The sequence below is a fragment of the Rahnella sp. P4_A8 genome, assembly GCF_056402435.1.
The window spans coordinates 87,936-100,834 of sequence record NZ_JBFUHK010000016.1; the positions used below are offsets into that span (position 1 = coordinate 87,936).

Genomic DNA, 12,899 nt, shown 5'->3' on the forward strand with positions numbered 1-12,899 from the left:
CGCAACCGTGAACAATGATCAGAACCGAATTTATGTGTTTATGGGCGTATCAGGCAGCGGAAAATCAGCCGTCGCCAACGCCGTGGCACACCAGCTTTCAGCCGGTTTTCTTGACGGCGATTTCTTACATCCCCGCAGTAATATCCTGAAAATGGCCGCCGGTGACGCCCTCAATGATGACGACCGCGCGCCGTGGCTGGCCGCCCTCAATGATGCCGCGTTTGCCATGCAGCGAACCAATAATGTGTCGGTCATCATCTGCTCGGCATTGAAAAAACGTTACCGCGATCGTCTGCGCGCAGGTAACGCCAACCTGTCTTTCATCTATTTACAGGGTGAATTCCCGGTCATCGAAGAACGCATGGCCGCACGCAAAGGGCACTTTTTTAAATCGCAGATGCTGATCTCACAGTTTGCAGCACTCGAACAACCTGGCGCTGAAGAAAGTGACGTGATCACCATCGGCATTCATCAGCCGCTTGATGCGGTGATTGCAGAGACCCTGCAACACATCCGTAGTTTTCAGCAACAGGAGCATTGCGCGTGAATACAGTAACTTTAGTCGGTACTGCAGCAGGCTCCGTGTTGCTGCTGCTTTTTCTGGTGATGAAAGTGCGTATGCACGCGTTCGTCGCGCTGATGCTGGTGTCGATTGCCGCCGGGATTTTCTCCGGCATGCCGGTCAATACCATTGCCGACACCATGCAGAAAGGCATGGGCAGCACGCTGGGTTTTCTGGCGATTGTGGTGGCGCTGGGGGCGATGTTCGGCAAGATCCTGCATGAAGTCGGCGCACTTGACCAAATTGCGGCCCATTTACTGAATCGTTTTGGCAAAAACAAAGCCCATTATGCTCTCGGGATTGCCGGGCTGGTTTGCGCCTTGCCGCTGTTTTTCGATGTGGCGATTGTGCTGCTGATTGGCATCGTGTTCGCGGTGGCGCGCCGTACTGACGGCAACATCGTCAGGCTGGCGATCCCGTTATTTGCCGGTGTCGCGGCAGCGGCGTGTTTCCTGCTTCCGGGGCCGGTCCCGATGCTGCTGGCGTCGCAGATGAATGCCGATTTTGGCTGGATGATCGCCATCGGTCTGGTGGCCGCGATTGCCGGCATGCTGATCGCCGGTCCGCTGTACGGCAATTTTATCAGCCGTCATGTCAGCTGGCCGATGCCTGTTGAAGAAAATGCCCCGACGCTCAACAAAGATAACCTGCCGTCATTCGGTTTCAGTCTGGCGCTGATTTTGTGTCCGCTGGTGTTGGTGGGAATGAAAACCATCGGCGCACGCTTTGTCACGGCGGGTACGCCATTGCACGACTGGCTGGAGTTTATCGGCCATCCGTTTACCGCCATTCTGATTGCCTGCCTGATTGTCATTTACGGGCTGGCAAAACCACGCGGCATGACCAACGAACAGACGCTGGCCATCTGCTCAGCCGCCGTTCAGCCCGCCGGGATCATCCTGCTGATGACCGGTGCGGGTGGCGTATTCAAACAAATTCTGGTGGATTCCGGCGTCGGCCCGGCCATTGGTGACGCGATGATCGGCACCGGCTTACCGATTGCCGTGGCCTGTTTTGCACTGTCAGCAGTGGTACGGGTGATTCAGGGTTCAGCCACCGTGGCCTGCCTGACCACTGTCGGGCTGGTATTGCCGGTAACCCATCAGATGGGGCTCAACGGCGGTCAGCTGGCCGCACTCGCCATCTGCATTACCGGCGGTTCCATTGTGCTCAGCCACGTAAACGATGCCGGTTTCTGGTTATTCGGCAAGTTCACCGGTGCCAGCGAACTGCAAACGCTGAAAACCTGGACGGTGATGGAAACCCTGCTCGGCACGACTGGCGGGATCATCGGCATGATTGCTTTCACGATGCTTTAAGAAAGGGGACAACATTATGATTAACAACACCGTGGCCCGTGTCACGCAGCGGATCATCAACCGTTCCGCATCCACCCGTGAAGCCTATCTGGCGCGTATGGATGCTGCCCGTTCGCAAACCGTTCACCGCGCGCAACTGGCCTGTGGCAATCTGGCGCATGGCTTTGCCGCCTGTCAGCCGGATGAAAAGAATTCCCTGAAAAATATGGTGCGCAGCGATATCGCCATTATTACCGCCTACAACGACATGCTGTCGGCGCATCAGCCCTACGAGCATTACCCGCAACGCCTGAAAGACGCACTGAAATCGGTGGGTGCGGTCGGTCAGGTGGCGGGCGGCGTACCGGCAATGTGTGACGGTGTCACGCAAGGGCAGGACGGCATGGAGTTGTCGCTGATGAGCCGTGACGTGATTGCCATGTCGGCGGCCATCGGCCTTTCACACAACATGTTCGACGGGGCGTTGTATCTGGGTATCTGCGACAAAATCGTGCCGGGCTTAGTGATGGCGGCGCTGTCATTCGGCCATCTGCCTGCGGTGTTTGTGCCCGCCGGGCCGATGAGTACCGGTTTGCCGAACAAAGAGAAAGTGCGTATCCGTCAGCTTTATACCGAAGGCAAAGTAAACCGTCAGGCATTACTGGAAGCGGAAGCCGCGTCGTATCACGGCATCGGCACCTGTACATTTTACGGCACTGCCAATACCAATCAGATGGTGATGGAAGTGATGGGGCTGCATCTGCCGGGTGCATCGTTTGTGCCGCCGGATTGCGCGCTGCGTGATGCACTGACCGACTCGGCAGCACGTCAGGTCACCCGTCTGGCCGAAACCACCGGCAACTATCAGCCGCTCGGTCAGATGGTGAATGAGAAAACCGTGGTGAACGGCATTGTTGCGCTGTTAGCCACCGGCGGTTCCACCAATCTGACCATGCACATGGTCGCTATGGCGCGTGCGGCAGGCATTGTCATCAACTGGGATGACTTCTCTGAGTTGTCCGATGCGGTGCCTTCGTTATGCCGTATCTACCCGAACGGCCCGGCGGATATCAACCAGTTTCAGGCGGCGGGCGGCGTGCAACTGGTAGTGCGCGAATTGCTGAAAAATGGCCTGTTACATCAGGAGGTCAACACCGTGGCTGGTTTCGGATTAGACCGTTACACGCAGGAGCCGTGGCTGGAAAACGGCGAACTGGCATGGCGCGAAGGCGCAGAGCATTCGCTCGACACAAACGTCATTGCCAGCGTGCAACAGCCGTTTGAGCATCACGGCGGCACAAAAGTGTTGTCGGGTAATCTCGGGCGTGCGGTGATGAAAACCTCGGCGGTGCCTGCGGATAATCAGATTATCGAAGCCCCTGCGGTGGTATTTGAAAGCCAGCATGACATTGTTCCGGCATTCGAGGCCGGTAAGCTGAACCGCGATTGTGTGGTGGTGGTGCGTTTTCAGGGGCCGCAGGCCAATGGCATGCCTGAGCTGCATAAACTGATGCCGCCGCTTGGCGTATTAATGGATCGCGGATTCCGTGTCGCACTGGTCACCGACGGTCGTTTGTCCGGCGCTTCCGGCAAGGTGCCTTCTGCTATCCACGTGACGCCGGAGGCTTTCAGCGGCGGCATGTTAGCAAAAGTGCGTGACGGCGACATTATTCGCGTCAACGGGCGAACCGGCGAACTCGAATTGCGTGTTGATGCTGCCGAACTGGCTGAACGAAAAGCGTATCAGCCTGATCTGAGCGCAGAACATATCGGTTGTGGCCGTGAGCTGTTCAGTGCCTTGCGCAGCCAGCTTTCCGGCGCGGAACAGGGCGCCTGCTGCATTACTTTTTAATTTATCGAAACGGATGAGAAGACAAGAATGAAAAACTGGAAAACAAGCGCAGAACACATTCTGACGGCGGGGCCGGTTGTGCCGGTCATCGTTATCAATAAACTGGAACAGGCGGTTCCGCTGGCGAAAGCGCTGGTGGCCGGTGGTGTTCGTGTGCTGGAAGTGACGTTGCGCACCGCCTGTGCGATGGACGCCATTCGTGCCATTGCCAGCGATGTGCCGGAGGCGATTTTGGGCGCGGGTACTGTGCTGAATGCGCAGCAACTGCAAGATGTCACCGACGCTGGCGCACAGTTTGCCATCAGTCCGGGGCTGACAGACGAATTGCTTGCCGCCGCGACCGCCGGTTCCATTCCGCTGATCCCGGGTATCAGTACCGTTTCTGAACTGATGCTGGGTCTGGATCACGGTCTGCGCGAATTCAAATTCTTCCCGGCGGAAGCTAACGGCGGGGTGAAAGCATTGCAGGCGATCGGTGGTCCGTTCCCGCAGGTGCGTTTTTGCCCGACAGGCGGGATTTCACTGGCGAATTACCGCGATTATCTGGCGCTGAAAAGTGTGCTGTGCATCGGCGGATCCTGGCTGGTGCCAGCCGATGCGCTGGAAAGCGGTGATTACGATCGTATTACGGCACTTGCCCGCGAAGCTGTGGCAGGGGCGAAATAGGTTTTAGCCGTTCGAAATAATAGCGATAAAAACCCACGTGAGTACGGATGCCCCGTACTCACTCCTTTATTTCTTCCGCAGTGCCCCGTTTCCCCTTTAAGAATTCCTTAACGTAACGCCTGTAGGATGGCGTTTTGACTGCCGGAAGTCTGGAATTCTCATCGCAGATATTTTGAATGAAGGGGCATCGTCATGGTATTGAACACCGCAGTGATCGCCGCACTGGGCAGTGTACTGATCACCCTCCAGTTTTCCTCTCTGTTGATCGCCTGGTGGCGAATGCGCCGCGGTATCCTGCGCGATGAAGCGCATGAAACCTCGGAATTTATCGTGCTGGTCAGGCCTTTGTGCGGATATAACGCCTTTGAAGAGGAAACACTGCGCTCCAGTTTTTATCAGGACTATCCCGCTTACGAAATTGTGTTCTGCGTGGCGTCACGCTTTGATCCGGTGATCCCGCTGGTGGAAAAGCTGATGGCTGAATTCCCTGATAAGCCTGCACGCCTGCTGACTGGCGATGACAAAATATCCGCCAATCCGAAGGTGAACAATCTTAATAAAGCCTGGAGTCATACCACCGCAGGCGTGGTGGCCATGGCAGACAGCAACCTGTTGTTACCGCCGGATTATCTGCGTTCACTGATGAATACCTTTGACAGTCAAACCGGACTGGTGAGTTCTCCGGCAGTCGGGATGATCCCGGAGAATTTCTGGGGTGCCGTGGAAGCCGCCATGCTGAATACGCATCAGGCGCGCTGGCAGTATTTGTCGGATTTTCTCGGTAACGGCTTTGCGCAGGGGAAAACGTTGTGCTGGCGGCGCGAGGTGCTTGATAATGGCGGCGGAATGGCGGCACTGGGTAGTGAGCTGGCGGAAGATGTCGCCTCAACCAAACTGGTGCGCCGCGCCGGGCTGAAAGTCCGTTTACCTGCACAGCCTTTTGCGCAGCCTATCGGGCATCGCAGTCTGGAAGCGGTCTGGAGCAGACAACTGCGCTGGGCGCGTATCCGCCGTGCCGGTTTTTTCTGGCTGTTTGTGCCTGAAATTATCATTGGTTTCTTGCCCGTGCTGGCGGCGGTGCTGTGGCTGACTGCCCGCGGTGATTTGCCACTGTTTGCTCTGCCGGTGCTTTTTGTGCTGTGGTATGGCGGTGAATGGGGGCTGGCCAAAGCGCTCGGCTGGCCGCATCAGCTGAGAGATATTCTGGCAATGTGCATCCGCGATATCCTGCTGCCCGCCTTGTGGTTATGGTGCTGGACCGGGCGCGGCTTTACGTGGCGGGGCACTGTTTTAGGTGAAAGGCACGTAGATAAAAAACACCCCGCATCTGCCAGCCAGCCGTCGGGGAAATAAGGACAGTATGTTTTCTCTTGAAACACTCGAAACGCTTATCAGAGCCCACGGCCTGCTGATCATGACGCCGCTGGCTATCCTTGAAGGGCCGGTAGTGACGGTGATTGCAGGCTACTTCGTTCGTCTCGGCTATTTCAGTTTGTCCGCCATGTTGACCGTGGTGATGATCGGGGAAGTGCTCGGGGATATTATTTTTTACTCGCTCGGGCGCTGGGTGATCAAAGCTGACGGCCAACCGCCCGCCTGGCTGGCCCGTCTCGGGCTGACCCAGCCGCGACTGGAAAAAATGGTGAAAAGTTTTGACCGCAAAGGCGGGCGGTTGCTGGTGCTGGCCAAACTGACTCATTCCGCTGGCGCACTGGTGCTGACCGGCGCGGGCATGGCGCGCATGCCGCTGGTGCCTTTTCTGTTCTATAACATCATCGCGGCTGTTCCCAAGAGCCTGTTTCTTCTGGGTATCGGCTGGATGTTCGGCGATATCATCGCACAGGTGAACAACTGGATAGCCTGGGTATCCCTGGGTTTGTTCATCCTGCTGGCCGTCACCGGTGTTATCTGGCTTAAGTCTAAACAATGATCACGGTGAGTTGCATTATTCCGGCACACAATGAGGGCAGCCGCATCGGCAGGGTGCTGGACGTGGTGCAGAACCATCCTTTACTGCGGGAGATTATCGTGGTGGATGACGGCTCCGCCGATAACACCGCACAAATCGCGCAGGGTAAGAACGTCAGGGTGATCAGCCTGCCTGAAAATCGCGGTAAAAGTTATGCCGTTGCCGAAGGCATTGCCGCAGCAACGGGCAGCCATCTGCTGATGCTGGATGCGGATCTTGTCGGGCTGAGTTATGACGATATAACCGCGCTCATCAGGCCGGTGATGGCGCATCAGGCGGAGGTCTCGATAAGCCTGAGGCGCAACAGCCCGTGGATCTGGCGGTTTATCGGGCTGGATTATATTTCCGGTGAACGGGTGTTTGCGCGCGAGTTAGTCGCGCAGCATCTCGCAGCCATCCGCCGGTTACCGCATTTCGGGCTGGAAGTCTGGATTAATCAGCAGTGGATTGCCGCCGGATTGCGCGTGCAGGTCGTCAGCTGGCAGGGCGTTATCAGCCCGTATAAAGCCGCTAAAATGGGCTGGTTGCGCGGATTAAAGGCCGATGTGTCGATGATGCGCGATATATTCCGTACCATCAGTTTGCGTGAATCCGTGCGGCAAATTATCTGTCTTAAGCGCAAAAGTCAGGTCTGAACAGGACAGAATATCAGTCAGCATTTTCTGTACTGTTGTCAGCCAGCGGCTATTTTTTAGTGAATTTTTTATTTGGTTACAAATAAACCACGCTTTACATCATATTCATATTTCTCCAGCACTCTGTTGCAAATCCTCATACTCCATTTCTTCCCTGGCGTTCAGTCAACTGATATCAATTATCATTAATGATTTGATAATGCGTCTTGTTGCCTGGAGTTTGCCCTTTGTTAGCCACATTTATTATCGGTCTTCGTGAAGGTCTGGAAGCGGCGCTTATCGTCGGGATCATTGCGGCATTCTTACGCAAAAACGGTAAAAGCCTTTTCGCGATGTGGATGGGCGTCGGGCTGGCGCTGATGCTTTCGGTGATGGTCGGCGTGGCGCTGGAGATGACCGAACGCGCGTTGCCGCAGGCAAGTCAGGAAGGAATGGAGTCGGTGATCGGCCTGATCGCTGTTTTCTTTGTCACTGGCATGATCATGTGGATGAACACCCACGCTCACACCATGAAAAATGAGCTGGAAAGCGAAGCCGCGCAGGCGATAAGCCAGTCAGGTGCCCGGGCGCTGGCGAGTATGGCTTTTCTCGCCGTGCTGAAAGAAGGCTTTGAAACCAGCGTGTTTCTGCTCGCCACATTCTCGGTCGCGCAGTCAGCCATGTGGGCGGCGGCCGGCGCGGTAACCGGCCTGCTGGTGGCGGTGGGCATCGGCTGTGGCATTTATTTCGGCGGCATCCGCATCAATCTCTCGCGCTTTTTCCGCTTCACGGGGTTGTTCCTGATCCTGGTCGCAGGCGGATTAATCATTAACGCGTTGCTGACAGCACACGAAGCGGGCTGGCTGAATATCGGGCAGCAGCGCGTGGCGGATCTCGCCTGGCTGGTGCCGCCGGGCACTGTCCGCTCAGCGCTGATTACCGGCGTGCTGGGCATTCCGCCGGATCCGAACCTGATCCAGACTGTCGCCTGGCTGCTCTACATTGTCATTGTGTCGCTGCTGATTTACTGGCCTGCACACCGCCGTCCCTCCGCGATTAACGGTGCGCGGCTGCGGCTGGCATTTGCCGGTGTGATGGTCGTGTCAGCAGTGGGATTGCGCCTTTTTTACCCAAACTACACACTGCAACTGCCTGCCAGCGCACCGCTGGTAAGTAATGACACCCGGAACACCGCACCGGCGGGTGAGGTAAAACTGTTGTCTGATACGAACGGCTATCAGCTGAATGTGACGCCTGCGGACGGCAACGTGAGGGTGACCGTTCTGCCCGCCAGCGCCGCCATTGCCGGTCATCATGGCGGCCTGCAAACCCGCGAGTGGCAAACCAAATCTCGCTTTACGCCTGCGGATGCGCCTGCCGTTCTGACGCTTGATCAACTGGTGGCATTCTATGGCAACCGTATTCCCATTGGTCTGAATCCGGCGATGCATCCGGGGCCTTATCAGGCGCAGTGGTCGGTCAGTTGCACTGTTCAGGTCTCTGTGGCGCAGGGCGTGTTGCTGGGGGCCAGTGCCCGGGCAGATGAGCTGATCACGCTTTCCGGCAGCGGCCTGCAATCCCCGCGAACCATCACCGTTCGTCATCCGACGGCGGCCGCTTCAGCCTGCAACTGGCAGGTGAGCGGGGCGTATCAGCAGACCGTTTCTGATGCCCTGCAACAACTGCAAATCGCACAAGATACCTACCGTTTCTGGGCATATATGTTGCCGGTCATTCTGGCCGCGCTGGCCCTGATTTTTGTTTTCTCAGCACGACGGGTTCTCCTGAAACACCGTAATGAAAGGCTGGCCGCTGCGGGTGAATACAGCCTGTCATTCGGTTCTCAACTACACACCAATTTGCCAAAAAATAAATAAAGGAAATGAAATTCATGCGTAAACCGAATTTTAAGAAAAAAGAATCTCTGATGACCACGGCGGGCCTGGCGGCGTTGCTGATGTTTTCAGTGGAAGCACCGGCTGATGCGGCGCAGGCAGCGGTAAAAAATGGCGTTTCACAAGTGAATATCACCATGACCGGAGATAACGGCGGTACGTGTGTGGTTGACCATAATTCAGCGAAAGCGGGGCCGGTCACGTTCAATGTGGTGAACAAAACGGCAACCGCCATCACGGAGTTAGAGCTGCTGAGCAATGATCGTATTCTGGGCGAAAAAGAGAATCTGGCACCCGGCCTGCCGACGGTGAAATTCACCCTGACTCTCGACGGCGGCAAATATCAAATCTATTGTCCGGGCGCGCAACATGAAATGACCGACTTTACCGTCACCGGCAAAAGCGCCACACAACCTGCGGGCAGCGCCGGGACCATTCTGGCGCAGGGCACCAAAGACTACGCCACTTATGTGAATGGCGTGGTGGATGCGATGGTGGTCGGTGTGAACCGCCTGAAAGCGGATATTGATGCGGGAGATCTTGCTACAGCGAAAGCCGATTACGCAAAAGCGCGTCCTTTCTACGAACGTATTGAATCTGATGTGAGCGGGTTTGTATTGCCGGGCTTCAAAGCGACGGACAACGCCGGTAACCTCGATTATCTGATCGACATGCGTGCGTCTAACCTTGACCCGAAAGCAGGCTGGCATGGATTCCACGCCATTGAGCGTGACCTGTTCGGTCAGGGTAAAATCACGAATGAAACCAAACAGCTGGCTGCCGAATTACAGAAAAACGTCGCACAGCTCGACACACTGACCAAAGCGCTGACTTACAAACCTGAAGATCTGGCGAACGGTGCCGCAGATCTGCTGGAAGAAGTGCAGAACACCAAAATCAACGGTGAGGAAGAAGCCTTCAGCCACTTCGATCTGGTTGATTTCGCGGGTAACGTAGAAGGTGCGCAACAGGCGTTCGCTTACCTGCAACCGGGGCTGGAAAAAATCGATCCGGCGCTGACCAGACAGGTTGCCGCGCAGTTTGCTGCCGTGCACGTTATGCTGGAAACCTATCGTGATCCTTCAGTCCCCGGTGGTTACAAATATTACACCGCGGAACTGAAAGCCTCTGATGCTGCTAAATTGAGCCGTACTATTCAGGCGTTGCAAGAACCCCTGTCTAAGATTGGTGAGAAAGTCGCGGCGAATAAAGGAGCCTGAGGAATGAGCGATAAACACCAACCGGCCAGGGAGGCCGGTAAGTTCTCCCGGCGTGATTTGCTCAAAGGTGCAGTGGCGGGCGCAAGTGCGCTGGCCATTCCTGCGGTCAGCCATGCGCACGGACAGACCGCCGCCCGTGACCCGGAAGATAAGGTCGATCTTTCACGTGAACACCCTTTTTACGGCACCGGCGGGCAGGCGGGGATCAGCACGCAGCCTCAGCGCCACATTATGTACATGACGTTTGATCTCACCACCACCAGCCGTCAGGATTTGCAGGTGTTGCTGGCGCGCTGGTCATCGGCGATTGCCCAACTGATGAAAGGTGGCACCATCGGTCAGATTGAGCCTCTGCGTAATAGTGGCGTCGGTATGGATACCGGCGAGGCGTTAGATCTGGGTCCGGCGTCACTGACCGTCACCGTTGGCCTCGGCCCGCGCGTGTTCAGCGAAACCTTTGGACTGGTGAAACAAAAACCGTTGCTGATGCGTGAACTGATGCAGCTCCCGAGCGATGACTTACAACCTGAAGTGACCGGCGGTGACCTCTCGCTTCAGGCCTGTGCGGATGATCCGCAGGTGGCCTATCACGCCATTCGTGATTTGGCGCGTATCGCCAAAAGTACCGGCGCTGCCCAGACCCGCTGGACGGTCATGGGCTTTGGCCGTGCGTCAGCCGGTAAAGGCCAGTCCACACCGCGCAATTTATTCGGCTTTAAAGACGGCACCCGCAACATCACCGAAAAAGCAGATTTTGACAAATATGTCTGGATCAACGATGGCGGCCCTGCATGGCAGCAGCAGGGCACCTATCAGGTGGTACGCAAAATCAAGATGCACATTGAAAGCTGGGATACTGACCGCGTCAGCGACCAGAACAATGTGTTTGGTCGCCATAAAGTCTCCGGCGCGCCGCTGACCGGCACCAGAGAGTTTGATACGCCGGACTTTAAGAAAACGGCTGCGGACGGCAACTTAATTATTCCGGCCACTGCGCATATCAGCCTGGCCGCACATGAAAATAATGGGGGGATTAAAATCCTGCGCCGTTCATATAACTACACGGACGGACTGAATAATATGGCCCAGCTCGATGCCGGTTTGTTATTCATCAGCTATCAGAAAGATCCGGCGCAGTTTGAAGCGCTTCAGAACCGTTTAGGCGCATCCGACGCGATGAATGAATATATTTCACATATCGGATCGGGTATTTTCTTCGTGCCACCGGCACCGAAGGAAGGCGAGTATATTGGTGCTGATATGTTTAAGGTGTAAGCCCGCCGGAAGCACATACACTAAAAACCAGGCCAGCGCATTTGCTGGCTTTTTTGGCGTTATGCCGGGGGAGCGCCCTCGTTGTCATCTGAAAACCTTTACGTTCGCTTCCCGCGCATAATTGCGCGGAGCTTTGTGCCAAAAGCGGACGTCAGATCCTCTAGATACAATCAGCGCAATGGCTTTGAGAAACAGACAGCTTCAGTCCTGCCTATGTATGGGCCGTAATTCTCAATACGGATATAACCATTTTTCTCGTAGAAATTTACAGCCCGATAGTTCATGTGTCGGGTTTCCAGCCTAAGTTCTGTATATCCCATCTCTTTTGCAGATTTTTCAAGAAAAGTGAGTAAGGCACCGCCAATCCCTGACACACTTCGGTCTGAAAACATTCTTTTAAGCTCGGCGATATTTTGCGTTAATGGCCGTATAGCACCGCATCCTATAGCTTTGCCATGAGAATTCTTTGCTAATGCCCATAAAGCTTTGTCATCACTCATTGCTTCAAAGGTGAAATTGCTTTTGCCATTATCACCAGTAATAGCGGCAAGTTCTGCTGACAGCATTTCGATTAAGCGATGAGATTCTGAAGAAAATGGATCTGATTTCTCTACTGTTATCATGGTTATACCCTGCAGGATGAGTGTGACCAACATAAAGCATTCTGTTAAGGAAAGCATCAGCCAAAACGGGGGATGGGACAACACTGTTTCCAAACTATCCCGAGGGTATCATGCCTGCTGCTCGCTCAACGTTGCCTGTCATGCCTGCTTAAAAAACAGGCTTAACGTAGGGTGTTGTCCGTTTTCCAGGCAGGCCCTACAAGAGCAGAGTTAGATCATTTGCGTTGAATCTCATAACTGCTGATTTTAAATTCACACGTAATCATTTCCCTTTATGTTTATTAAGTTTTTTTGACAAAGCAATCAATCTCCATATTGAATTTAGCTTTTACAATAACTGGAAGAACGGGTTGGAAAAAGATTATTTAACTGCCCACATAAACAATACATAAACAAAAAATAAAAATCGAAAAGAAATCACCTGCTCAACAACAATAAAAAAGTTGAAAGGAAATATAGTATTACATTATTAAATAAAGATATTACAAATCGGTTGCTATGTTTATTTTGCAAGATCATTAGGCATTCTTTTACCAGAAATAATAACCCCAACTTTTGACAATGAGGTTTTAATTATGAAAGTAAGTAGAATTGCAGCGTTGTTATTTATCTCCTTTACGGGTTTATCCAGAGCAGCGGAACCACTCCACCACTTCAATACATCTTCTGTTGACCATCTGATTATTCTTGCAGGCGATGGCGGAGCGGGTGGCGACTAAGATCATATAAATCCCATACTGCCAGATCACACGATCTGGCAGTTTTTATAACACGCAGCTGAGGAGAATTCTTTGTGAATATGAATCTTAAATTAGTAGCATTTTTGTTTTGTACTGAGTTTTGCTTGTCGGGTGTAGTACATGCTGAAAATGCGATAACGCCGAACAGTACAGCTACAATCCCTGTGTCAGCAGACCAGGCCAGT

The 12,899-nt window shown here is 54.2% G+C and carries 12 protein-coding genes; 11 read left to right on the top strand and 1 reads right to left on the bottom strand.

Annotated features, from left to right (window positions below; genetic code table 11):
• Positions 1-7 precede the first annotated feature (7 nt).
• The 10 genes from gntK to efeB all read left to right on the top strand — a co-directional run bounded on the left by gntK (position 8) and on the right by efeB (position 11,351).
• Complete coding sequence (gene gntK, locus AC1DUO_RS11240) at positions 8-547, top strand: gluconokinase (RefSeq protein ID WP_015689980.1); 540 nt, start codon at positions 8-10, stop codon at positions 545-547.
• Positions 544-1,881, top strand: a complete 1,338-nt coding sequence (gene gntU / locus AC1DUO_RS11245) for a gluconate transporter (protein WP_015689979.1) — start codon at positions 544-546, stop codon at positions 1,879-1,881. The genes gntK and gntU overlap by 4 nt, the downstream gene beginning before the upstream one ends.
• Before the next feature lie 16 nt (positions 1,882-1,897).
• Complete coding sequence (gene edd, locus AC1DUO_RS11250; protein ID WP_119261688.1) at positions 1,898-3,712, top strand: phosphogluconate dehydratase; 1,815 nt, start codon at positions 1,898-1,900, stop codon at positions 3,710-3,712.
• Between the two features lie 27 nt (positions 3,713-3,739).
• Positions 3,740-4,378, top strand: coding sequence for a bifunctional 4-hydroxy-2-oxoglutarate aldolase/2-dehydro-3-deoxy-phosphogluconate aldolase (locus AC1DUO_RS11255; RefSeq protein WP_112198389.1), 639 nt, complete (start codon positions 3,740-3,742; stop codon positions 4,376-4,378).
• A gap of 192 nt (positions 4,379-4,570) precedes the next feature.
• Positions 4,571-5,731 (top strand): ceramide glucosyltransferase, encoded by a 1,161-nt coding sequence (locus tag AC1DUO_RS11260; RefSeq protein ID WP_112198390.1) that lies wholly within the window; start codon positions 4,571-4,573, stop codon positions 5,729-5,731.
• Between the two features lie 7 nt (positions 5,732-5,738).
• A complete protein-coding gene (locus tag AC1DUO_RS11265; protein ID WP_013575657.1) occupies positions 5,739-6,308 on the top strand; it encodes a DedA family protein in 570 nt (189 codons plus the stop codon).
• Positions 6,305-6,982: a glycosyltransferase family 2 protein gene (locus AC1DUO_RS11270; protein ID WP_013575656.1), complete on the top strand. Its 678-nt coding sequence runs from the start codon at positions 6,305-6,307 to the stop codon at positions 6,980-6,982. Before AC1DUO_RS11265 ends, AC1DUO_RS11270 begins: the two co-directional genes overlap by 4 nt.
• 227 nt (positions 6,983-7,209) lie before the next feature.
• Positions 7,210-8,838, top strand: a complete 1,629-nt coding sequence (gene efeU, locus AC1DUO_RS11275; RefSeq protein WP_119261687.1) for an iron uptake transporter permease EfeU — start codon at positions 7,210-7,212, stop codon at positions 8,836-8,838.
• Positions 8,839-8,852: 14 nt separating this feature from the next.
• The gene (gene efeO, locus AC1DUO_RS11280; RefSeq protein WP_119261686.1) at positions 8,853-10,076 is read left to right on the top strand and encodes an iron uptake system protein EfeO; all 1,224 of its coding nucleotides are present in this window, start codon (positions 8,853-8,855) and stop codon (positions 10,074-10,076) included.
• A 3-nt stretch (positions 10,077-10,079) separates the two neighbouring features.
• Positions 10,080-11,351: an iron uptake transporter deferrochelatase/peroxidase subunit gene (gene efeB, locus AC1DUO_RS11285; RefSeq protein ID WP_119261685.1), complete on the top strand. Its 1,272-nt coding sequence runs from the start codon at positions 10,080-10,082 to the stop codon at positions 11,349-11,351.
• A gap of 170 nt (positions 11,352-11,521) precedes the next feature.
• Here efeB and AC1DUO_RS11290 read toward each other — a convergent pair whose 3' ends face one another.
• Positions 11,522-12,007 carry a GNAT family N-acetyltransferase gene (locus AC1DUO_RS11290; RefSeq protein ID WP_119261684.1) on the bottom strand — a complete coding sequence of 162 codons (486 nt, stop codon included), beginning with the start codon at positions 12,005-12,007 and terminating at the stop codon, positions 11,522-11,524.
• 542 nt (positions 12,008-12,549) lie between these two features.
• On the opposite strand from AC1DUO_RS11290, the gene AC1DUO_RS11295 reads away from it, so the two are divergent.
• The gene (locus AC1DUO_RS11295) at positions 12,550-12,693 is read left to right on the top strand and encodes a hypothetical protein (protein WP_013575651.1); all 144 of its coding nucleotides are present in this window, start codon (positions 12,550-12,552) and stop codon (positions 12,691-12,693) included.
• Positions 12,694-12,899: the final 206 nt, after the last annotated feature.